This is a genomic window from Embleya sp. NPDC025285 (genome assembly GCF_055558835.1).
The window spans coordinates 64,960-87,342 of record NZ_JBVHLU010000018.1 but is presented as its reverse complement, the minus strand read 5'-3'; the positions used below and the strand labels follow the sequence as shown (position 1 = coordinate 87,342).

Sequence of the window (22,383 nt, the reverse complement as noted above, 5' to 3'; positions counted from 1 at the left end):
ACAGTCGCCGAACAACCCGCGAAGGGCCGTCGGCCGGATCAATAGGCCTCGACCACGTTGACCTCCTCCTCGGTGATCACACCGTCGACGATCCGGTACGACCGAAACTCGTACGTCTCCTCCTCCCGCGTCGACACGAGCACGTAGTGCGCGTTGGGCTCGGACGCGTACGACACGTCCGTGCGCGAGGGGTACGCCTCGGTCGCGGTGTGCGAGTGGTAGACGATCACGGGCTCCTCGTCCCGGTCGTCCATCTCGCGGTAGAGCTTGAACAGGTCGGCCGAGTCGAACTCGTAGAACGTGGGCGACCGCGCGGCGTTGAGCATCGGGATGAACCGCTCGGGGCGGTCGGTGCCCTCGGGGCCCGCGACGACGCCGCACGCCTCGTCGGGGTGGTCGGCACGGGCGTGGGCGACGATCCGATCGCGCAGGGCTGCGGTGATGGTGAGCATGCCCCGAGCGTACTGAGCGGCTTTGGGACCCGCGCGACACCTCACCCCGCCCCACCCCACGCACCGGGCCGGCCCGTCCGCCGCTCAGACCCTCACCGGCTTCCCGCGCCGCGCCGAGACGTACGCCGCCACCAGGAACGCCACCCAGATCGGCACCACGTACAGCGCGATCCTGGTGTCCGCCGAGAACCCGAGCAGGACCACCACCATCAGCAGGAAGGCCAACACCGCCCAGCCCGTGTACGGCGCGCCCGGCATCCGGAAGCCGTGTCCCGCCAGCCGTCCCCGGTTCACCGCGCGCCGGTAGCGCATCTGGCACGCGACGATCATGCCCCAGGTCCACAGCGCGCCCACGGTGGCCACCGAGGTGATGTACATGAACGCCTTATCCGGCACCAGCGCGTTGATCAGCACGCCGACGCCCATCACGATCGCCGACACGGTGACTGCCATTGCCGGCACCCGATGCGAACTGAGGGTGCTCACCTGCGACGGCGCCTGCCCCTCGACCGCGAGGGTGCGCAACATCCGGCCGGTCGAGTACAGGCCCGAGTTGCACGAGGACAGCGCGGCGGTGAGCACCACGAAGTTGATGATCGCAGCCGCGGCCGGGATGCCCACCCGGTCGAAGACGAGCACGAACGGGCTCTCCTTGGCATGGAAGTCGGTCCACTGCGCGAGCGAGAGGATGATCACCAGGGCGCCGATGTAGAACAGCCCGATCCGGAACGGGATGGTGTTGATCGCGCGCGGCAGCACCTTCTCCGGGTCCTGCGCCTCCCCCGCGGTGACACCGATCAGCTCGACGCCCAGGAACGCGAACATCACGATCTGGAGCACCATCAACGTCTCGCCGACGCCGTTGGGCGCGAACCCGCCGTCCGACCACAGATGCGAGACGGACGCCTGGTCACCGGCCTCGCCGAAGCCGAAGATCAGCACCCCGATGCCGACCAGGATCATCCCGACGATCGCGGTCACCTTGATCATCGAGAACCAGAACTCGAACTCGCCGAACAGCTTGACCGAGATCAGGTTGGCGGCGAACAGCACCAGCAGGACAGCCAGCGCGGTAACCCACTGCGGGATCCAGGACCACCAGTACTGCACGTAGACGCCCGCCGCGGTGATCTCGGCCATCCCGGTGACAACCCACATGATCCAATACGTCCACCCGGTCACGAACCCCGCGAACGGCCCGAAGAACTCCCTGGCGTACTCGGCGAAACTGCCCGCCACCGGCCGATACATCAGCAGCTCGCCCAGCGCGCGCATGACGAAGAAGATCAATACACCGGCCACCGCGTAGGCCGCGATCAACGACGGCCCGGCCTTCTCGATCGCGCCGCCCGCGCCCAGGAAGAGCCCGGTGCCGATCGCGCCGCCGATCGCGATCATCTGGATCTGACGGCCGTTCAGTCCCCGTTCGTACCCCTCGGCGTCGACACCCGGTTCGACCGCCCGCGCGCTCGACTCGGCCTTGATGTCCGTCATGATCGCTCCCGTTCGTTGGTACGGAGGCCGTATTACCAACGAAAACGAGCGGAAACCCGAATGCCGAACGATCCGGCGTGTCCCTTTCGCCGGATGTGCTCCTGCGGTACGGCGCTACAGCGCCCCGAGCAGCGAGTCCTGCAACCCGCCCAGCCAGTGGAAGACCGCGAACAGCCAGCGTCGCGGATCGTCGTCGGCCAGTTTGGCCTCGAATTCCTCCATGTCCTCGGTGACTTCGAGCCGGGTACCGATCACCAGGCGCAGGTCGTTGAGCGTGCCGAGCCAGGCCTGGATGCCCTGCTCGTCGAGCACCACGCGGTGTTCGCCGCCCTGCGCGCGCAACTCCTCGGCGCCCGGCGGTTCGGTGAGGTCGACCAACTCGGCCAGGTCGGCCAGCACGATCCGCGCGTTGTCGCGCTTGCGCAGCCGCAGGTCGGTCTCGGTGTAGCGGCGGAACTCGGCCGCCGCCTCGGCGTCCTCGGCGTAGGCGTCCGGCAGCAGGCGGGCGAGCGCGGGGTCGTCCGGGGTGACCGGTGTGTCGGTCGAGCCGAGCCCGGTCAGGCCCAGCTCGGCGGCCAGCGGGTCGCTCGCCTCGTCGTCGGGCGAGACCATCTCGACCAGTTGACCGCACAGATCGGCCAGCACTCGCACGTGCATGTCCTCCAGGACGATCTCGGGTCGTCCCGAGCGTCCGCGCATGAAGAGGCCGTTCACAGGCTGTGCAACTCCCGGGGAATATGGGGCGGAAACCGGAGGGGCCGGCCGGGCCGAGCGAACCGAGCGGGTGTCACTTGTCGTGCTGGATGGTGGCCCACAGGCCGAATCCGTGCATCGCGGTGGTGTCGCGCTCCATCTCCTCGCGCGTCCCCGACGAGACCACGGCCCGACCCTTGTTGTGCACGTCGTGCATGAGCTTCTCCGCCTTCTTCTTCGGATAGCCGAAGTAGGACTGGAAGACGTAGGTCACGTACGACATCAAATTGATCGGGTCGTTCCAGACGATGCACACCCACGGGGTCTCCGCCCGGACGTCCTCTTCGGGCTTCTGCTTCTCGACCTCGATGGGAGCGACACTCATGGGTCCCATGCTGCCATCAGCCCAGGGCCCGGGCGAACCGGCTCGGCGGTGGTGTTCGGGCCCGGATGTGACCCGGGGCGTACACGTCACCCCTCCGGTACGGCAAAATCCCGCCCATGTCCTCTGCACCCGCACCGGGTTGGTACCCGGATCCGGAGATCACCGGCCACATCCGCTACTGGGACGGCGGTGCCTGGGTGCCGGACAGCAGCCGACCGGCCGAGGAACCCGGCCGGCCCGCCGCCGAACAACCGGACCGGGCCGGAGAGTCCGGCGGCCCCGAGGCGATCGAGCAGGGCGGCCGGGTGATCCAGGGCGAGGTGTTGTCCGCGCGCATCGGCGCTCCGTACGACATGTCCTCGACCGGCGTGTACGCGCCGCCGGCCGGCTCACCCGGCCCCGGTGCCGCCGGCTCGTCCGACGCGGGCCCGTCGTGGTCCGGCCCGACCGCCCCCACCGGCCCGGCGGGCGGCGCGACGCCGCCACCGGCGGGCGGGGTGCCGCCACAGCGCGCGGCCGAGGAGCCGGGGCCGTGGCGACCGGTCCAGGCCGACATCTTCGGCAGCAACGAACGGCGCCCGGCGAACCTGGGCCGACGGCTGCTGGCCCGGATCGCCGACGCCCTGGTGCCGCTCGCGGCCGGCGTCGCGGTCGGCATCCCGCTCGTCCCGGACGCGGTCGAGCACATCCGGGACAAGATCGACCGGGCCCGCTACGAGGGCCGCGACACCACGGTCTGGCTGATCGACGGCACCACCGGGACCGCGATCGCGATGGTGCTCGGCACCGTGCTCGTGGCCGCGCTGCTGTACGAGGCGCTGCCCACCTGGAAGTGGGGCCGCTCGCTCGGCAAGACCCTGTTCGGCCTGCGCGTCGCGGACCTGGACAGCCACGACACCCCCTCGCTGTGGCAGTCGGTGCGACGCTGGCTGGTCCTGTACGTACCGGGCGTGTTCGTGGTCGGCGTGCTCGGCGCGTTGTGGGGTCTCTTCGATCGGCCGTGGCGGCAGGGGCTGCACGACAAGGCTGCGCGCACGTTCGTCGCCCGCGACTGACGCCGGGCGCGGCCCGCCCGCCACCCGGTCCCCACCCCGTCACCCGTACAGACGCGACACGACCGGATTGGTCGAACACGTCACGGTCGCGTCGCCTTATGTCCGGTTTACTCGGCTTTATGACAGGTAGTGCACCGCCTCCGCCGCCCGACCCGTTCGGAGACGACCCCTCGGGTCGAAACCCCTACGGGCAGCAACCACCGCCCGGTCAGCCGCCCCACGGACAGCAGCCGCCGTACGGCGGGCAGCAGCCGCCTCCCGGATCGGACCCGTCCGGACGGGGGCAACCTCCGTACGGCGGGAATCCCTCCGGGCAACCGCCGTACGGGCAGGACCCGACCGGGCAGTATCCGTACGGTCAGGGCGGCCCGTACGGCCAAGACCCGTCCCACGGCACGGGTGGCGGCACGGGCGGGTACGGGGCCGGGCCGGAGCTCGGCGGCCCGTGGCGGCGGCTGCTCGCGCGGATCATCGACAGCATCATCGTCGGCGTGGTCGCGGGCCTGCTCTCGTGGCCGGTCACCGACTACGACTACGACGACATGAGCTTTGGCTCTCAGTTCACCTCGGGTCTGATCTTCTCACTGCTGTACTTCCTCTACGAGGGCTTCCAACTCGACCGCTACGGTCGCACGCTCGGCAAGCGCGTGCTGCGCATCCGGGTGGTGCGGGTGGCCGACGGCGGGCCCATCGCCGGATCGCCCGCATGGACCCGCGCCGGCGTGTTCACGCTGCCCCCGATCGTGCCGTGCCTGGGCACGATCTTCTGGCTGGTCAACGTGTTGTGGCAGTTCTGGGATCAGCCGTGGCATCAGTGTCTGCACGACAAGGCGGCCAAGACCACCGTCATCCGCGGGTCGTGACCCGAGGCTGGTGATGCCGAGCGCGAATGCCGAGCACTGCCGTCGTCGTGCCCAGCGCGACCCCGATGCCCATGGCGACGGCAGCTCCCGCCACGGTGCGCGGCTCCCAGGCCGCCAATAGTGAGACCGTCAAGACGATCGTGACGAATACGCCGTAGCCGAGTCGGAAGAAATCTCCTCTTGCCACGACGCACCACCTCCCCTGCACCCCTTTGTGCACGCCCCCCGCTCTCACGCTACTGCTCACGCCGCGCAATGTAACCAGTCGATTGCGATCGGGATTTATCGGTCCCGGCTCCGGGCACCCTCCCGCGACGGTCGGAGCACCGATCCCGCGCATGAAGACAGCCCCAGGACCGCCCGCCCCGGAGAGTCCACGTGAACCGCAGGCACGTCACCCCCGTCGTCACCGCGTTGTGCGCACTGCTCGTGCTGGCCGCCGCCCCGGCCGCGCCGGGCCGGATCGCGGACGTCCCGGGCGAGCGCACCGAATCCGGCCCCTTCGTCGAACGCGACGACGACCTAACGCACCCCTTCACCGAGCGGCGCAGACAACGACGCGACGCGGCGGTACGGGCGATGACCGAGGACCCGGCGCTGACGGCGCGCACGGTGCCGGCCGGCGAAGCGGGCGCCGCGGAGACCCGGCCACCCGCCGAGGCGCGGGTGTTCGTGGTCCTGGTCGAGTTCGGCGATCGCCTCGACGCGCCGAACGGGCATCGCTACAGCTCGCGGCCGGGTCCTCGACACGGCACCATCCCGGCGCCGAACCGGGCCGAGGACACCACGACGCTGTGGCGATCGAGCTACGAACGCGACCACTTCCGGGACCTGTTCTTCGGCCCGGGCACCGACTCGCCCTCGTTGGCCTCGTACTACCGCGCGCAGTCCTCGGGCCGCTACTCGCTCGACGGCGAGGTCACCGAGTGGGTCCGGGTGCCCTACAACGAGGCGCGCTACGGCAACGATGGGTGTGGCCGCAACGTGTGCCAGGACGTGTGGGCTCTGGTCCGGGACGCGATGAAGGTCTGGTACGACGGGCGGATCGCCGGGGGGCTGACGGCCGCACAGGTCCGCGACGAGCTCGCGTCGTTCGACCGCTGGGACCGGGACGACTTCGACGGCGACGGCGACTTCGACGAGCCGGACGGCTACCTCGACAACCTGGAGATCGTGCACGCCGGCGTGGACAAGGCCCAGGGCGGCGGCGAACAGGGCCGGGGCGCGGTGTGGTCGCACCGCTGGTACGCGTACGCCGACCGGGTCGGTCGCACCGGGCCGACGAGCAACCGCGCGGGGGGCACACCGATCGGCGACTCCGGGATCTGGGCCGGGGACTACACGATCCAGTCGGAGAACGGCGGACTGGGCGTGATCGCCCACGAGTTCGGTCACAACCTGGGCCTTCCGGACCTGTACGACCGAGGCAACTCGACCGACGGCCCGCCGGGGTTCTGGTCGCTGATGGCGCTCGGCGGCTACCTCGGCGACGAGGACGGCGCGGGCTCACTGCCGGGCTCGCTGTCCGCGTGGGACAAGCTGCAACTGGGCTGGCTGGACGTACGCATCGTGGACCCGACCCGCAAGACCGTGGCCCAACTCGCGCCGAACCAGTCCACGGGCGACCCACAGGCACTGCTCGTCCCATTGCCACCACGCCGCGGAAGCAACGCCAAACGCTGGTACATCGTGGAGAACCGGCAATACGTCGGCGCGGACACCACCCTCGTGAACGGCCCCTACCAAATCACCGGCAACAAACGCGTGGCCGCCCACTTCCCGTACGGCGAGGGCGTCCTGATCTGGCTGTGGGACACCTCCTTCACCGACAACGACGTCTCCCGTCACCCCGGCGAGGGCCTGATCCTGCCCGTCGACATCCACCCGGACCCCCTCCTGGACCGGACCGGAAAACCACTCCCCGCCCGCTTCCAGACCGCCGACGCCGCCCTGACCTCCACCACGGAAGAAACCTCGGCGATCACCCTGGGCCGCCTGGGCACCTTCCCCTCCCGCCCAGGCGTCCCCACGTTCACCGACAGCGCCGAGTACTGGTCCGCCGCGTCCCCCAACACCGGCGTAAAAGTCCCCCACACCGGCACCACAATCACCACGGAAGGCCCCACCCGCACCGGCACCGCCGCCCGAGTAACAGTCGGGCCCACCACCCCCTGATCACCGCCCCAGGCCACCCTCAACAAACACCACACCCCCACAACCAGCCCCCACGCCACCCTCAAGACCCAACCAGGCAAACCCAACAGCCTGCCCGGCGCTTGAGGGCAACCAGCCCGGCCGGCGCTTAAGGCCACCCAGCCCGCCCGGCGTTTGAGGCCACTCAGCCCGCCCGGCGCTTGAGGGCAACCAGCCCGCCCGGCGCTTGAGGCCACCCAGCCCGGCCGGCGCATGAGGCCACCCAGCCCGGCCGGCGCTTGAGGCCACCCAGCCCGGCCAGCGCATGAGGCCACCCAGCCCGGCCAGCGCATGAGGCCACCCAGCCCGGCCGGCGCTTGAGGGCAACCCAGCCCGCCCGGCGCATGAGGGCAACCAGCCCGGCCGGCGCTTGAGGCCAAAAAAGCCCACCCAACCACCCACGGCCCGCCCGGCCTCAGGGCAATGCCGGCTCGCCCACCAGAACCGCCCCCGCCCCCCGAAGCTCGGCGAGCGCCGAAGAGGTCGTCCCCGCCGCCACCCCCGCCGTCAGCCCCAACAACACCCGCGTCGCAAACCCCTCCCGCACCGCGTCCAACGCGGTCGCCCGCACGCAGTGGTCCGTGGCGATCCCCACCACGTCCACCTGGGTGACGCCGCGCTCCCGCAGCCACTCGGCCAACGACGTCCCGTCGGCCGCCGCCCCTTCGAACCCGCTGTACGCGGCCGCGTGTGCGCCCTTGGAGAAGATCTCCTCGACCCGCCCCGACTCGACCGCCGACGCGAACGCCGGGTGGAAGCGCGCGCCCTCGGTACCGGCCACGCAGTGCGTCGGCCAGGTCTCCTCATAGTCCGGCGTCGCCGAGAAGTGCGCCCCGGGATCCACGTGGTGGTCCCGCGTGGCCACGATGTGCGCGTAGGCCGGTGTCTCCGCGTGCACGGGGTCCGGCGGCTGCTCGGCCGCGTTGGCCGCGATGTGGTGTCGGATCGCCTCGGCGACCGCCGCCCCGCCCGCGACCGCGAGGCTGCCTCCCTCGCAGAAGTCGTTCTGTACGTCGACCACGATCAATGCCCGGGTCATCGCCGCCTGCCTCCTCGTGGCGGGTCCGTCGAGTCCGACGAACCGCTCGCGTCTACTCGTAGATGGTCGGAAGTACCGGTTCCCCGCGCGAGAGCTGCGTAGCCGAAAGCGGCAGTTCCTCACGCGAACGCGCGTGTCGGTCCCGCGCCGCCGACAGCGGCTCGCGGCCCACGATCTCCCCGTTCACCACCAGCGGGACCAGCAATTCCCGCTCGCCCGGTACGACTTCCGCGTCGGCCCGGAACGGCCGCAGCACCTCGGCCTCGGCCACCCCGTCCGCGTCGTAGCGCCGCACGGCGCTCTTGCGGCCGCCGTGGCTCGGCTTGCCCGGCGACTTCTTGGCCACCGGCACCAGCGGCGCGTCCGGCGCGTCGCTCATCGCCCGCGCGACCAGCTTGTACACCAGCGACGCGGTCGGCTGCCCCGAACCGGTGACCAACTGGGTGCCAACCCCGTAGGCGTCCACGGGAGCCGCCCGCAGCGAGGCGATCGCGTACTCGTCGAGGTCGCTGGTGACCACGATCCGGGTTTTGACCGCGCCGAGCTCGTCGAGTTGCGCGCGCACCCGGTGGGCGAGCAGCAGCAGGTCGCCCGAGTCGAGCCGGACCGCCCCGAGTTCGTGCCCGGCCACCTCCACCGCCGTGCGTACCGCGCTCGCCACGTCGTAGGTGTCCACGAGCAGCGTGGTGTCCGCGCCGAGCGCGGCCACCTGCGCCGCGAACGCCTCGCGCTCGTCGTCGTGCAGGAGCGTGAACGCGTGCGCGCTGGTGCCCCGGGTCGGGATGCCGTACCGCTGCCCGGCGCGCAGGTTCGAGGTGCTCGCGAACCCGCAGATGTACGCGGCGCGCGCGGCGGCCACCGCGGCCTCCTCGTGGGTGCGGCGCGAGCCCATCTCGATGCACGGCCGCCCGGCGGCGGCCGAGGTCATCCGGGAGGCGGCGGCGGCCACCGCGGCGTCGTGGTTGAGGACCGACAGGATCAGCGTCTCCAGCACCACCGCCTCGGCGAAGCTGCCCTCGACCACGATCAGCGGCGACCCCGGGAACCAGCACTCGCCCTCGGCGTAGCCCCAGATGTTGCCGGTGAAGCGGTAGCCGGCCAGCCAGTCCAGCGTCGCCGGGCCGACCACGCCGGCCTCCTCGAGGAAGCGCAGCGTCTCGTCGTCGAAGCGGAAGTTCTCGATGCCGTCGAGCAGCCGCCCGGTGCCGGCGGTCACGCCGTAGCGCCGGCCGTCCGGCAGTCGGCGGGCGAAGACCTCGAACACCGAACGGCGGTGCGCCGCACCGCTGCGCAGTGCGGCTTCGAGCATCGTCAGCTCGTAGTGGTCCGTCAGCAAGGCCGTGGTTGCGGTGTCCATGTCGTCAGCATAACACGATTACTCGTCAGTTTGACGATTACTCGCAAGGGTGGTGGGCGTCACGGGATTTCGACCGATTATGACCGGATATCCAGGACATCGACGGCTAGCCGAGCCGATCCTCCTCCGGCGTCGGCGCCCAGGTCGACCCGTTGATGTGCGTCCCGCCGCCGACGAACAGCGTGTTGCCGGTGACGTAGCGCGCATCGTCACTGGCCAGGAACAGCGCCGCCCCGCCGATGTCGGTCTCCGGGTCGCCCATCCGACCCATCGGGTTGGCCGCCTCGGCGGTCGCGGCGGCCTCCGGGTTCACCCTGGCGAAGGCGGCGAACGCCTCCGTCTTCGCCCCCGGGCAGATGACGTTGGCCCGGATCTGATGCGGCGCCCACTCGCGCGCGGCCGAGCGGGTGAGCGCGCGCAGCGCCTCTTTGCCGACGTTGTACTCGGCGGTGAACCGGTGCGCGTTGACCCCGTTCAGGCTGGCGATGTTGATCACGCTGCCGCCACCCGCGTCCCGCATCGGCTCGAACGCCGCGCGCATCGTCCACCACCCGGCCCACAGGGCCATGTCCAGACCGTGCCGGAACATCTCGTCCGTCTTGTTCTCCAAGCGGTTGATCCGCCCACCGCCCCACGCGTTGTTCACCAGCGTGTCCAATCGGCCCCACCGGGCCAGCGCGGCCTCGACCAGACCGACCGCGTCCGCCTTGACCGTGACATCGGCGACGACCGCGAACGTCTCGACACCGAACGCCTCGGTGATCTCGGCCGCGACCCGATCCGCCGACTCCGCTTTGATGTCGTTGACCAGGATCCGGCACCCCTCGGCCGCGAACCGCCGGGCGATCCCGCGCCCGATGCCCGCCCCGGAGCCGGTGATCACCGCGACGTGGTCCTGAAGACGTCCTGCCATGGCGCTGCCTCCCACGTTGATCGTTCGACCTCGTGGGTATCCGCAACAGCCATGGAAAACAAGGGCTCCCCGGCCCGACAAGACCCGGGCTCCCCTGTGGAACCGCAGGTCAGCTCGGCCGCCACTGATGATCACAGTCCCGGCACTTGCGGTCCCCGTACGGCATCGAGGACACCTTGCCCGAGCCGCACTCCGGGCACGTGGGACCGTCCGCGGCGGTCGGCGGACGCCAGCGCGCGGCGCACGAGCCGCACACGTAGTCACCGACGATGTCGGTGCTCACCTTGGTCGAACCGCACTTGCCGCACTGCACCTCGACGTGCCGGCGCTTGCGCGGCGCGGCCCGCCCGATCGCCGCCTGGCGTTCGCGCTGCGCGGAGAAGCCCCAGTAGGAGCGCAGCCGATCGGCCATGTCCGGACGCAGGTCGGCGCCCGGGCCGACCGGTACCTCACCGCGTGGCTGCTCGCTCATGACCGTCACGGTAGGGCATGCCGGCCGGCGCGCGGCGCGGGTGCGCGGCGCGGAAATCCACTCGACTCCGATGCGGGGTCGGGTATCGTCGAGGCATGCGGATCCACGGGCAGCGAGCTACCGGCGTCGGGCCGGCAAACCGAGCGCGATAGCGCGGCTCGGCCCGGCTCGGCGTGTGTGTACCCCCACCGCCCGCTGCTCTCGCGAAGGCCGATTCGCCATGCTCTCCCCACAGATCCGTTCCACCTTCCTCGATTTCTTCACCACGCGCGGCCACCGCCTCGTACCGTCCGGGTCGCTGCTGCCGCCCGATCCGAGCCTGCTCGTGTCCAACGCGGGGATGAACCAGTTCAAGCCGTGGTTCCTGGGCGACGTCGAGCCCGGATTCCCCCGGGCGACCTCGGTACAAAAGTGCGTGCGCACCGTGGACATCGACAACATCGGGCACACCCGCCGGCACTCGACCTTCTTCGAAATGCTCGGCAACTTCTCCTTCGGCGACTACTTCAAGGAGGAGGCGATCGGGTTCGCGTACGACCTGCTGACCGGACCCTTCGACCTCTCCCCGGACCGGCTGTGGATCACCGTGTACGAGGACGACGACGAGTCGGCGCGGATCTGGCGCTCGGTCGGCGTCCCGTCCGGGCGGATCCAACGCCTCGGCGCGGCGGACAACTTCTGGTCGATGGGCGTACCGGGACCGTGCGGACCCTGCTCCGACGTCACCTACGACCGGGGCCCGGCGTTCGGGCGTGAGGGTGGACCGGCGGTCGACCCCGAGCGCTTCGTCGAACTGTGGAGCCTGGTCTTCATGCGCAGTGTGCGCGGCGAGACCGAGCCCGGCGGCGGCTTCCCGGTACTGGGCGACCTCCCACGCACCGGCGTCGACACCGGCCTGGGCCTGGATCGACTCGCGACCGTACTCCAAGGCGTCGACGGCGTCATCGGGACCGACCTGCTGCGCCCCACCCTCACGAGCGTGGAGGAACTGGCGGGCCGGGACCACTCCCGCCTCGACCGCGACGACCCCGGCCGAGTGTCCTTCGAAGTGGTCACCGACCACGCCCGGGCGATCGCGTTCCTCCTCGCGGACGGCATCCGACCGAGCAAGGAGGGCACCGGCTACGTGCTGCGCCGGCTGATGCGCAGAGCGATCCGACACGGCCGTCGCCTCGGCATCCAGGGCCCGATCCTGCCGCCGACCACCGCGAGCGTGGTCGCGAACCTCGGCCCCACCTGGCCCGAACTCAGCCAAGCGGCGTCCCTGATCGAATCCGAGACCACCCGCGAGGAGGATTCCTTCGACCGCACCCTCACCCGAGGCACCCGCCTCCTCGACAAGGCAATCCGCCGCCGCCTCGAAGCGGGCGAACCCGACCTCCCCGCGGAAACGATCTTCACCCTCTACGACTCACACGGCTTCCCACCCGACCTGAGCATCGAAGCAGCCCAGGAATCCGGCCTGACCGTGAACCGATCCGACCTGACCACCCTCCTCCCGCACCACCCCTGACCCCACCCCGAGCACCCACCTCAGCCCGCCCGGGCACCGAACAACTCGGCCCGGGCGGGGCGTGAGGCCACTCGACCCGGCCGGCGCATGAGGCCACCCGGTCCCACCGGCGCTTGAGGCCAACCGCGTCACTCGACCCGATTCGCATCCGGGGCCACCGCCCCGAACAAGACCTGCACGCCCACCACCCGCAGCAACGCCAACCGATCCGCCGCCGAACTCCCGGGCGCCGCCGTGTACACGACCATCCGCTGCGCCGCCTCCACGGCATCGAGCACCTGGCACCGCAAGGCGATCTCCCCGACCTCCGGATGCCGAATCGTCTCCTCCGCCTCACGCCGCCCAGCCACCCCACGCACATCCGCCCCGGGCGGCCACGCCCGCCCCGCATCCCACAGCGCCGCGAACTCCGCCGACTCCGAGCGCAATCGCGCCACCAGCGCCGCCGGCCGAGCGCCGTGCCTCCGCAGCTCACCCGCGGCGCGCAGATCCGCCACGTAAGCCCGGGACATCCCCTCCACGTCCACCGCCCGATAGCGCACCCGCGAAGCCGGCTCGGTGAACCACCGCACCAGGAGGTTGCGCCCGACGTTCGGCCCCATCAGCGCCATCGCCATCGCGTTCTGCGCCAGCACGTCGCCCAGATCCGACAGCACCTGCGCCGGTACGTCGTGCAACCGGTCAAGCATCAGCAGCAGCGCCGGCGACACGTGCTCGTCGCACCCCGACGACCGTCCCGGCGGCACCTGCCCGGCCAGGTGGAAGAGATGATCGCGACCGGCCCGGTCCAACCGCAGCGCGCGGGCCAGCGCGGCGAGAAGTTGCGGCGACGGGTTGGGACCCCGGTTCTGTTCCAGTCGCGCGTAATAGTCGACCGACATCCCGGCAAGTCGCGCGACCTCCTCACGCCGCAGCCCGGCGGTTCGCCGTCGGGCCCCGTCGGGCAGCCCCACATCCGCCGGGGAGAGCCGGCCGCGGCTGCACACCAGGAAGTCGGCCAGTTCGCGTCGATCGTTCATGCCCTCAGGATCGGCGCTCCCGAGCCCGGTAACCAGGGACCACTTGTCCCTGGATCGGCAGTCCCCGGTTGAGCGATCCACAGGGACGCACGCGGTGATCGAAGGCCGCATGCATGCGCCGTGATCGCGCGGCCCGGTCCGGGATCAGGCGGCGCGGCGGATCGCGGTGACGAGTCGGGCGGTGGCCTGGGCGCGTGCCTGTCGACGCCGGCGCAGCGCGATCGCCGCGACCCGTACCTCTCGACTGTCCCGCTTCTCCACGACCGCCACCTCCATCCGAACCCGCCCCGCCCGAGAGGGCGGCACCGTACGCCCCAACAGGAGCGACACCAACGAATCTAGGCGCCGTACCCCCATCCGGGCGTCGGCCGGGAGTGCCGATCGGGCCTACTACCCCAGGACGACCCGAACCCCGAGCTACCCCCAAGGCATGCCCCCTCAGGAGTACATGGTGGGGCTTCCAAAGGACCAACACCGTCCCGAACCACCACATCCGGCCATGCACCCCGACCCACCGCACCGAGCCCCGACGGAGCCGCGACCAGGCCGGTGACCGAGCCCGTGTCCGAGAGCCACGACCGGGCCGCTACCAAGCCCGTACCCCAGCCGCTCGCGTGCCCGAACCGCATCCCAGCCAAGGGCCGGCCCCGTCCCGACCCCGCCCCGGGCCAAGCCTCGCCACCCACGTCACCACAGCCCCGCGCACCACGTCCCGGCGACCCCACGTCCCGGCGACCCCGCCCGCTCAGATCACCTTCCCCGGGTTGAGAATCCCCAGCGGATCGAACGCCGCCTTGACGCTCCGATGCACCCGTACGCCCACCGGCCCCAGCTCCTCGGCGAGCCAGTCCCGCTTGAGCATGCCCACACCGTGCTCGCCGGTGATCGTGCCGCCGAGATCCAAGCCCAGGCGCATGATCGCGTCGAACGCCACCTCGGCCCGCTCGACCGCCGCCGGGTCGGTCGCGTCGAAGATCACGATCGGGTGGGTGTTCCCGTCCCCCGCGTGCGCGCACACCCCGATCACCGTGTCGTGCCGCTCGGCGATCGCGGCCACCCCGTCGAGCATGTCCCCCAGCCGCGAGCGCGGCACCGCGACGTCGTCGATCATGCTCGTGCCCAGCCGCTCCAGCGCGGGCAGCGCGAGCCGGCGGGCCTGCATGAACAGCGCCGAGTCCTCGGCGTCCTCGGCGGTGAACGCCTCGAACGCGCCGGCCTCGGTACAGATCGCCTCGATCGCGGCCAACTCGGCCGCGGGCTCCGGGGTGTCCACCGCGATCAGCAGCAGCGCGGCGCTGTGCTCCGGCAGACCCATGTTGGCCATCGCGTTCACCGCGCGCAGCGTGGTGCCGTCCATCAGCTCCATCAGCGAGGGGGTGTGCCCGGCCGCCATGATCGCCGAGACCGCGCGGGCCGCCGAACCCGTGCTCGCGAACTGGGCCACGGTCACCAGCGCGGGCGGCGGCGTGGGACGCAGCGCGAGCGTGGCCCGGGTGACCACGCCGAGGGTGCCCTCCGCACCGACGAACAGCCGGGTCAGGTCGTAGCCCGCGACGCCCTTGGCGGTCCGCCGTCCGGTGCGCAGCAGTTCCCCGTCGGCGAGCACCACGTCCAGGCCGAGCACGTACTCGGCGGTCACCCCGTACTTGACGCAGCACAGCCCGCCCGCGCCGGTGCCGATGTTGCCGCCGATCGTGCAGGTCTCCCAACTGGACGGGTCCGGCGGGTAGACCAGGCCGTACTCGGCGGTCGCCTTGGACAGATCGGCGTTGATCACACCCGCCTCGACCACGGCCGTGCGGTCGACGGGATCGATCCGCAGGATGCGGTTCATCCGGACCAGCGAGAGCACGATGCAGCCGTCGACGGCGTTGGCGCCGCCGGACAGGCCGGTGCGCGCGCCCTGCGGGACCACCGGTACCCGCAGTCGCGTGGCGACCCGCATGACGTGTCGGACCTGCTCGGTGGTCTCGGCCAGGACCACCACCGCAGGGTTACCGGCCGCACACAGGCCGGCCATGTCGCGCGCGTACGATGCGGCGATGTCCGCGTCCGTCACCAGGGCGTGCGCGGGTAGCTCCTCCCGCAATGCCTCGATCAGGTCGGTGGTCATGCTGCCTCCCGGTGTGGCCGTGAATGGCCCCAGGGTAGGCACCGGGAAACCAGTCCCCCGAGGGAGGGCACCTTGCAGATCGACCGGTTGGATGCCGCGCTGATCCGGCTGTTGGTGGAAACACCGCGGATCGGTGTCGTGGAGTGTTCGCGCCGGCTCGCGGTGGCACGCGGAACCGTGCAGGCGCGCCTCGATCGCCTGCGCGAGGCAGGGGTGATCAGGGGCTTCGGGCCGGACGTGGATCCCGCCACACTCGGCTTCTCGGTGACCGCGTTCGCCACTCTGGAGATCCGCCAGGGGCAGGGACGCGACCTGCGCAAGGACCTGGAGTGTGTGCCGCAGGTGCTCGAAGTGCACGCGATCACCGGTCGGGGCGACCTGCTGTGCCGGATCGTCGCGCGCTCGAACGCGGACCTGCAACGGGTGATCGAGCAGATCATCGAACTGGACGGGGTGGTCCGCGCGTCCACCACGATCGCTCTGGAGAACCCGGTGCCCTACCGGGTGTTGCCCCTGGTGGAATGTGCGGTGACAGACGGCTGACGGCGGCGCCCGCGCGGGTGAACGCCGGGCCGGGAAGACGGGTGCGGGTCACGGGCGGCGGAACCGAGCCGGACGGGTGACAGCGCACCGGAACGGGTGACGAATCGGACCCGCTCGGCCCATCCCGCGTTTCCCGCACGTCCGGCGACGGTAACCGACCGCGGTCACCACCGGGTTCGCGGGAAGGGCTGTGTTGAGCTTCTGGGACTACGTCTCCAGCCGCCGCGAGCAGCTTTGGATCGAGACCTGGACGCACGCGAGCACCGTGCTCCAGTGCATGGTGATCGCGACGCTGATCGGGATCGTGGTGGCGATCGCCGCCTACCGCAGCGCGCTCGCGTCCCGGATCGCGATCGGCACCACCGCGACCATCCTGACCATTTCCTCGTTCGCGCTGCTCGGCCTGCTGATCCCGCTGCTCGGCCTGCTGATCCCGCTGCTCGGCCTCGGTGTCGCACCGACCGTGGTCGCAGTGGTCGCGCTGCTGCCGATCGTGCGCAACGCCATCGTGGGTTTGGCCGGCGTGGATCCACAGCTTGTGGACGCCGCACGCGGAATCGGGATGAACCGGGCGGTGATCCTGCTCCGCGTCGAATTGCCGCTCGCGTGGCCCGCGCTGCTCACCGGCATCCGGGTGTCCACCCGGATGATCATGGGCATCGCGGCGATCGCCGCCTATGTGTCGGGTCCGGGACTGGGCAACGGGATCTTCACCGGACTGGCCCGCCTGGGCAGCGAGAACGCGATCGACGCGGCCTGGGTGGGCACCCTGGGCGTGGTCGTGCCGCTCCTCCTCTTCGACGCCGCGTACGTGCTCCTCGGCCGGCTGACCGTTTCCGGGGGAATCCGTGACTGACGTCACCGGCGCGACGATTCGACTCGAAGAGCTCACCAAGCACTTCCCCGGGCAGCGGACGGCCGCGGTCGATCGGCTCACCCTGGAGATCCCGGCCGGCCAACTCGTGGTGTTCGTCGGGCCGTCCGGCAGCGGCAAGACCACCACGATGAAGATGATCAACCGGCTGATCGAGCCGACCTCGGGGCTGATCTCGATCGACGATCGGGACGTCACCCGCCTGGATCCGGTCAAGTTGCGCCGCAAGATCGGCTACGCGATCCGGAACAGCGGCCTGTTCCCGCACATGACGGTCGGTCAGAACATCGCGCTGGTACCGAGGATGCTCGGCTGGAGCCGGTCGAAGGTGTCCACCCGGGTGGACGAACTCCTGGAGACCGTGGGCCTGGACAGCGCCGAGTTCCGCAACCGATATCCGCGCCGACTCTCCGGCGGTCAACAACAGCGGGTCGGCGTCGCGCGAGCACTCGCGGGTGACCCGCCGGTGTTGTTGATGGACGAGCCGTTCGGCGCGGTGGACCCGATCACACGCGGCCACCTCCAGGACCAACTCATCCGGATCCAGCACGAGTTGCACAAGACGATCGTGTTCTTCACGCCCGACTTCGACGAGGCGGTCAAGCTCGGCGACAGGATCGTGGTGCTGCGCGAGCAATCGCACATCGCCCAGTACGACACCCCCGAGGCGATCCTGACCAACCCGGCCGACGAGGTCGTGGCCGGCTTCGTCGGGCGGGCGCCGCGCTGAAGCGGCTGACCCTGTCCCGGGTGCGCGACGTCGAGGTGAAGCCGTTCGCCACAGCGGGAATGCGCGACGACATCGAGACGATCCGCACGTCCGCGCGCGAGCACGGGGCCGACGAGGTGCTCCTGTTGGACGACCGGCGCCACACAGCCCCCAGCCCAAGCTCCAACCCGACCACGTGAGACCACTCAGCCAGACCGGCACTCGCGGCCACCCCAGCCAAGCTCGACTCAGCCCGACCGGCGCTTGAGGCCAACCCAGCCCGACCGGCGCCCGAGTCAGCCGAACACAATCCAGCCCGGCCGGCGTTTGAGGCCACTCAGCCCGGCCGGCGCTTGAGGCCAACCCAGCCCACCCCCCGCATGAGGTCAGCCGAACCCAATCCAGCCCAGCCGTCGCAGGAGGCCAAAATCAACACGAGGCAACCTTGCCCCCCGCGTTCAACGCGTTGAGAGCGTCGACCGCCCCCGAGAGCGTCTCGACCGGAACCAATCGAAGCCCACCGGACCCCACCCGCCCAGCCTCCCCGCACTCCCCCTTCGGCAGCACGAACACCGTCGCCCCCGCCCGCTTTGCCGCCAACAGCTTCATCGGCAGCCCACCGATCTCGCCGACCCTGCCATCGCCGTCGATCGACCCCGTGCCGGCGATCGTCCGCCCGCCCGTCAGTTGACCCTCGGTCAGCTTGTCCACGATGCCCAGCGCGAAGAACAGTCCCGCACTCGGCCCGCCGACATCGCTCAGATGCAGCGTGACCTTGACCTGGTCCGGCGTCTTGCCGAGGTACTTCAGCGCCGCGACGGTCGCGCTGTCCTGCGACTTGACCATGTCCTTGGTGTTGGTCTCGACGACCTGCTCGATCGATTTGCCGTCCGGGTAGACGGACTTCCTCGGGACAACCGCCTCTTCCGTGTCCCACCACGCACCGAGCAGCGACGCCAACCGGTGCTTCTCGTCGCGTCCGCTCGCGTGGATCGTGGTCAACAACAGGTGCCCGGTCGTCGGGTACACCGTGGCGGGGCCGGAGATCTCGACCACCGGCCGCCCCGCGTCGTCGCCGAGCGTGTCGGCCACCGATCCCGGAGTGATCAGGACGTACGGCATCGGCACCAGAAACGCGAAGCCGAACAGGATCGCGACGAGGAGCAGAGACACCGGGAGGGTGAGCTTGGTACGGGCCACGCCTGGCATTAAACACGGCCCCGCCCGACGCGCCGTACCGGACTCGCCCCACCCGCGCCGCGACCCGGGCCGTCCGCCGCGTCGCGCCGTCCGACCTATGCGGCGGAGACGCGCATTCCGCCCAGTTCGTTGGACAGCTCCGCCGCCGCCTCGGCCACCCGGCGGCCCAGTCGTTCGGTGTCCAGGTTGCCCAGCGAGACGATCCCGACGCTCGACTCGACGGCGGCGAGACCGGGCACCGGGGCCGCGATCCCGGGCACCGTGTGCCGACCGTCGCCGGGCGCGTACACGTAGGACCTGGGCCCGTCCAGCCCCGCCACCACCCGGCGCGCGGCCAGGATCGCCAGTCCCGCCGCGCCCGCGTCCAGCGCATGCCGCGAACCGACCCGGTAGGCCACGTGATAGTCGGTCCAGGTGGGCTCGGCCACCGCGACCACCAGGGCCTCCATGCCGTCCACGATGGTCAGGTGCGCGGTGGCCCCGGTCTCCTCGGCGAGCCGGCGCAGACACGGCACCGCCGCGTCGCGGACCAGCGGATGCGCCCGCCGGGCCAGTTGCAGCGCGCCCAGGCCGAGTGTGGTGCGGCCGCTGTCGTCGCGCCGGACCAGGCCGTGCTGTTCGAGTGTGGCGAGGATGCGATAGACGACGGTGCGGTTGACGCCGAGTGCGGCGGCGATGTCGTGTACCGACAATCCGTCCGAGGCATCGGCGAGCAGTTCGAGGACCTTGAGCCCTCGGTCCAGGGTCTGTGACGTTTCGGCGACCACCGGCCCCCCTCCCTTCGCGTGACGTTGCATTACGTCCAGCGGCGCTCGATCCCCGAACGGAACGCCACATTCGCGAGGCTGTGCGGCGCCAGGTCATGGGGCCAGGACACGTACTCGTCACCACTCGGCGGGCAGGCCGAACGGATTCCCACGTCCGAGCAGGACGGTTTCTCCTGCTCGGCGCGTCGGAGGATCACGCTAACCAGAGGGGGCACTTTTGGCACCGGATATCCGGGATACGGACAGGAAAAATAACAGATCTTTCGGGACATATAGCACGTAATGTGTAATTCGCCAAATGCGATCCTCGCCACGTCCTCCCGAGAGCATGGCCGGACGACTCCGTACTCACCAGTCGGACACACCGTCCCAACCAATGAGATAGCCACCTCGACCGACACCTCGACCGACACCCGGATCAACACCCGGATCGACCGCAATCGGCCCCGAACCCGCAGCCAGATCGCATCCGGACCGGACTCGTACCGACACCCGGGCACCAAAGCACAATCGAGCCCGAGATCGCGACCCGATGATCTGGTGACCGATGATCCAGCGACAAACGATCCGGTGGCCAATGATCCGGTGACCCGCGACCCTCAACCGCGGCCCATGACCCGACGACCGATTGACCCATGACCCGACGCCCCCGTGACGACCCCGGCCACCCGGCAACCCGCCCCCGCGCGACTCAGCGCCCGGACGTGGCCCACTCGCGGATCTTGCCGATCCGCGCCTCCAACTGTCCGGCCGACGCCTGTGCCACCGCCGGCCCGCCGCATACCCGGCGCAGCTCGTTGTGGATCTGCCCGTGGGTCTGCCCGGTGCGGTGGTGCCAAGCGGCCACCATCGTGTTGAGTTCCTTGCGCATCGCCGTCATCTGACGGTGCGTCACCACCGGGCGCTGGTCGGCCGGCTTCTCCGACAGGTCGGCCTGGTGGTCCGGCTTGCGCCGGCTCTTGGCCACCTGCTTGGCCTGCCGGGACTGGAGCAGCATCTGGACCTGGTCGGGTTCGAGCAGCCCGGGAAGGCCGAGGTACTCCTCTTCCTCCTCGCTGCCCACGTGCGCCTGAAGCCCGAACTCCGCGCCGTCGAACAACACCCGGTCGAAGCGCGCCTCGCTCTCCAGCGCCTCGAACGCGAACTCCTCCTGCTGCCCCGGCTCGTCCTTCTGCGCGTTGGCCTGCGCGAGGAGGGCGTCCTCCTCGTCGTACATCCCGCCCTCCTTCTTCGGGCGGTCCAGCACGTGGTCGCGCTCGATCTCCATCTCGTTCGCGTGCTGGAGCAGCGTCGGCACGGAGGGCAGGAACACCGACGCGGTCTCGCCCCGGCGTCGGGCCCGGACGAAGCGCCCCACGGCCTGCGCGAAGAACAGCGGCGTGGAGATCGTGGTGGCGAACACGCCCACCGAGAGGCGGGGTACGTCCACGCCCTCGGACACCATCCGCACCGCGACCATCCAGCGGTCCTCGGACGCGGAGAAGTCCTCGATCTTCTTCGACGCGCCGACGTCGTCGGACAACACCAGGGTGGCGCCCTGTCCGGTGATCTCGCGGATCATCCGCGCGTACGCCCGAGCCGACTCGTGGTCGGTGGCGATCACCAGGCCGCCGGCGTCCGGGATGGCCTTGCGTACCTCGCCCAGCCGCTTGTCGGCGGCCCGCAACACCTGCGGCATCCACGAGCCCTGCGGATCCAGCGCGGTACGCCAGGCCTGGCTGATCGCGTCCTTGGTCATCGGCTCGCCGAGCGAGGCCGCGATCTCGTCGCCGGCCTTGGTCCGCCAGCGCAGGTCGCCCGAGTACGACAGGAAGATGACCGGGCGCACCACGCCGTCCGAGAGCGCGTGGCCGTAGCCGTAGGTGTAGTCGGCGGACGAGCGGCGGATCCCGTCCTTGCCCTCCTCGTACGCGACGAACGGGATCGGGTTGATGTCCGAGCGGAACGGCGTGCCGGTCAGCGCGAGCCGGCGGGTGGCCGGCTCGAACGCCTCCATGCACGCCTCGCCCCACGACTTGCTGTCGCCCGCGTGGTGGATCTCGTCCAGGATCACCAGCGTCTTGCGGTTCTCCACCCGGCGGCGGTGCAACATGGGATGCACGCCCACGCCCGCGTAGGTGACCGCGATGCCGTGGTACTCGCGGGACACCGGGCCCGACGAGCTCGAATAGTTCGGGTCGATCCGCAGGCCTATGCGCGCGGCGGCCTCGGCCCACTGCTTCTTGAGGTGCTCGGTCGGCGCGACGATGGTGATCTGGTGGATCACGTGCGCGTCCAGCAGTTCGGAGGCGATCCGCAGCGCGAACGTGGTCTTGCCGGCGCCCGGCGTGGCCACCGCGAGGAAGTCGCGCGGTTGGCGTGCGAGGTAGGTGTCGAGGGCCCCCTGCTGCCATGCGCGCAGCTTGTTCGCGGTGCCCCAGGAGGCACGGTTCGGGAAGGCCGGGGACAGATGGGACGCGGCTGCGGTACTCACTGCGACGGGTCTGCTCCAGGCCGAGGGGGCGATCGAGGGCAAGCGATCAGGCTACCCGAGCCCCTGCCCGATTCCGCGCGCCCACGACTCCCACGCCCCGAAACCCGGGCCACCGAACGGCGATTCCACTGGGAACACCGACCAGACCGGCCCCTCGAACCCACCCTCCCGGCCGATCTCCGGCGCGTCCCGACCACGCCCCGACAAACCACGACTCACTCACCCACGCCCGCCCCGCCTCGCCCCGAGCGCGAGC

Annotated in this window: 21 protein-coding genes and 1 pseudogene; 8 read left to right on the top strand and 14 right to left on the bottom strand. The window is 70.6% G+C overall.

All coding sequences use genetic code 11. The annotated features are described in order from the left end of the window. Positions 1-38: 38 nt before the first annotated feature. The 4 genes from ACZ4FV_RS14750 to clpS all read right to left on the bottom strand — a co-directional run bounded on the left by ACZ4FV_RS14750 (position 39) and on the right by clpS (position 3,024). The gene (locus tag ACZ4FV_RS14750) at positions 39-452 is read right to left on the bottom strand and encodes a M67 family metallopeptidase (protein ID WP_395863333.1); all 414 of its coding nucleotides are present in this window, start codon (positions 450-452) and stop codon (positions 39-41) included. Between the two features lie 84 nt (positions 453-536). Continuing rightward, complete coding sequence (locus tag ACZ4FV_RS14745; protein WP_395863335.1) at positions 537-1,946, bottom strand: amino acid permease; 1,410 nt, start codon at positions 1,944-1,946, stop codon at positions 537-539. Positions 1,947-2,060: 114 nt separating this feature from the next. Continuing rightward, entirely contained in the window at positions 2,061-2,660 is a 600-nt protein-coding gene (locus tag ACZ4FV_RS14740; RefSeq protein ID WP_402234127.1) for a DUF2017 domain-containing protein, read from the bottom strand. A 73-nt stretch (positions 2,661-2,733) separates the two neighbouring features. Continuing rightward, positions 2,734-3,024, bottom strand: a complete 291-nt coding sequence (gene clpS, locus ACZ4FV_RS14735) for an ATP-dependent Clp protease adapter ClpS (RefSeq protein ID WP_391588984.1) — start codon at positions 3,022-3,024, stop codon at positions 2,734-2,736. Positions 3,025-3,140: 116 nt separating this feature from the next. On the opposite strand from clpS, the gene ACZ4FV_RS14730 reads away from it, so the two are divergent. Both ACZ4FV_RS14730 and ACZ4FV_RS14725 read left to right on the top strand, forming a co-directional pair. After that, positions 3,141-4,079: an RDD family protein gene (locus ACZ4FV_RS14730; RefSeq protein ID WP_395863339.1), complete on the top strand. Its 939-nt coding sequence runs from the start codon at positions 3,141-3,143 to the stop codon at positions 4,077-4,079. A 119-nt stretch (positions 4,080-4,198) separates the two neighbouring features. Continuing rightward, complete coding sequence (locus ACZ4FV_RS14725; RefSeq protein WP_395863341.1) at positions 4,199-4,942, top strand: RDD family protein; 744 nt, start codon at positions 4,199-4,201, stop codon at positions 4,940-4,942. On the opposite strand, the gene ACZ4FV_RS14720 is transcribed toward ACZ4FV_RS14725, so the two are convergent. Then, a complete protein-coding gene (locus ACZ4FV_RS14720) occupies positions 4,926-5,129 on the bottom strand; it encodes a hypothetical protein (protein ID WP_395863343.1) in 204 nt (67 codons plus the stop codon). The two genes, ACZ4FV_RS14725 and ACZ4FV_RS14720, sit on opposite strands and share 17 nt — an antisense overlap. Positions 5,130-5,320: 191 nt before the next feature. On the opposite strand from ACZ4FV_RS14720, the gene ACZ4FV_RS14715 reads away from it, so the two are divergent. After that, positions 5,321-7,117 (top strand): immune inhibitor A domain-containing protein, encoded by a 1,797-nt coding sequence (locus ACZ4FV_RS14715; RefSeq protein WP_465322723.1) that lies wholly within the window; start codon positions 5,321-5,323, stop codon positions 7,115-7,117. 433 nt (positions 7,118-7,550) lie between these two features. On the opposite strand, the gene ACZ4FV_RS14710 is transcribed toward ACZ4FV_RS14715, so the two are convergent. The 4 genes from ACZ4FV_RS14710 to ACZ4FV_RS14695 form a co-directional block, all read right to left on the bottom strand. Next, positions 7,551-8,174 carry an isochorismatase family protein gene (locus tag ACZ4FV_RS14710; RefSeq protein ID WP_465322722.1) on the bottom strand — a complete coding sequence of 208 codons (624 nt, stop codon included), beginning with the start codon at positions 8,172-8,174 and terminating at the stop codon, positions 7,551-7,553. Positions 8,175-8,226: 52 nt separating this feature from the next. Next, a complete protein-coding gene (locus ACZ4FV_RS14705) occupies positions 8,227-9,531 on the bottom strand; it encodes a nicotinate phosphoribosyltransferase (RefSeq protein WP_395863349.1) in 1,305 nt (434 codons plus the stop codon). A 106-nt stretch (positions 9,532-9,637) separates the two neighbouring features. Then, complete coding sequence (locus ACZ4FV_RS14700; protein ID WP_395863351.1) at positions 9,638-10,444, bottom strand: SDR family NAD(P)-dependent oxidoreductase; 807 nt, start codon at positions 10,442-10,444, stop codon at positions 9,638-9,640. Between the two features lie 109 nt (positions 10,445-10,553). After that, entirely contained in the window at positions 10,554-10,916 is a 363-nt protein-coding gene (locus ACZ4FV_RS14695) for an FmdB family zinc ribbon protein (protein ID WP_395863353.1), read from the bottom strand. 220 nt (positions 10,917-11,136) lie between these two features. On the opposite strand from ACZ4FV_RS14695, the gene alaS reads away from it, so the two are divergent. Then, positions 11,137-12,429 carry an alanine--tRNA ligase gene (alaS, locus tag ACZ4FV_RS14690; protein WP_395863355.1) on the top strand — a complete coding sequence of 431 codons (1,293 nt, stop codon included), beginning with the start codon at positions 11,137-11,139 and terminating at the stop codon, positions 12,427-12,429. A 128-nt stretch (positions 12,430-12,557) separates the two neighbouring features. Here alaS and ACZ4FV_RS14685 read toward each other — a convergent pair whose 3' ends face one another. Together ACZ4FV_RS14685 and ACZ4FV_RS14680 are read right to left on the bottom strand one after the other, a co-directional pair. Then, positions 12,558-13,448 carry a helix-turn-helix domain-containing protein gene (locus tag ACZ4FV_RS14685; RefSeq protein WP_395863357.1) on the bottom strand — a complete coding sequence of 297 codons (891 nt, stop codon included), beginning with the start codon at positions 13,446-13,448 and terminating at the stop codon, positions 12,558-12,560. A 745-nt stretch (positions 13,449-14,193) separates the two neighbouring features. After that, complete coding sequence (locus ACZ4FV_RS14680) at positions 14,194-15,561, bottom strand: FAD-binding oxidoreductase (protein ID WP_395863359.1); 1,368 nt, start codon at positions 15,559-15,561, stop codon at positions 14,194-14,196. A gap of 72 nt (positions 15,562-15,633) precedes the next feature. Between ACZ4FV_RS14680 and ACZ4FV_RS14675 the strand changes: the two genes are divergently transcribed. The 4 genes and pseudogenes from ACZ4FV_RS14675 to ACZ4FV_RS14660 all read left to right on the top strand — a co-directional run bounded on the left by ACZ4FV_RS14675 (position 15,634) and on the right by ACZ4FV_RS14660 (position 17,887). Further along, on the top strand, positions 15,634-16,104 hold the full coding sequence (locus tag ACZ4FV_RS14675) for an Lrp/AsnC family transcriptional regulator (RefSeq protein ID WP_395863361.1): 471 nt from the start codon (positions 15,634-15,636) through the stop codon (positions 16,102-16,104). Positions 16,105-16,297: 193 nt separating this feature from the next. Then, positions 16,298-16,960 (top strand): ABC transporter permease, encoded by a 663-nt coding sequence (locus ACZ4FV_RS14670; protein ID WP_465322737.1) that lies wholly within the window; start codon positions 16,298-16,300, stop codon positions 16,958-16,960. Beyond that, a pseudogene (locus ACZ4FV_RS14665) lies at positions 16,953-17,747 on the top strand (ABC transporter ATP-binding protein); the annotation flags it as partial. The gene ACZ4FV_RS14670 and the pseudogene ACZ4FV_RS14665, both read left to right, overlap by 8 nt. Then, positions 17,729-17,887 (top strand): hypothetical protein, encoded by a 159-nt coding sequence (locus ACZ4FV_RS14660; RefSeq protein WP_402234323.1) that lies wholly within the window; start codon positions 17,729-17,731, stop codon positions 17,885-17,887. The pseudogene ACZ4FV_RS14665 and the gene ACZ4FV_RS14660, both read left to right, overlap by 19 nt. 229 nt (positions 17,888-18,116) lie before the next feature. Here ACZ4FV_RS14660 and ACZ4FV_RS14655 read toward each other — a convergent pair whose 3' ends face one another. The 3 genes from ACZ4FV_RS14655 to ACZ4FV_RS14645 all read right to left on the bottom strand — a co-directional run bounded on the left by ACZ4FV_RS14655 (position 18,117) and on the right by ACZ4FV_RS14645 (position 22,127). Further along, positions 18,117-18,896, bottom strand: coding sequence for a YlbL family protein (locus ACZ4FV_RS14655; protein WP_395863363.1), 780 nt, complete (start codon positions 18,894-18,896; stop codon positions 18,117-18,119). Positions 18,897-18,982: 86 nt separating this feature from the next. Next, entirely contained in the window at positions 18,983-19,654 is a 672-nt protein-coding gene (locus tag ACZ4FV_RS14650) for an IclR family transcriptional regulator (RefSeq protein ID WP_395863365.1), read from the bottom strand. 691 nt (positions 19,655-20,345) lie between these two features. Beyond that, a complete protein-coding gene (locus ACZ4FV_RS14645; RefSeq protein ID WP_395863367.1) occupies positions 20,346-22,127 on the bottom strand; it encodes a DEAD/DEAH box helicase in 1,782 nt (593 codons plus the stop codon). Between the last annotated feature and the right edge of the window lie 256 nt (positions 22,128-22,383).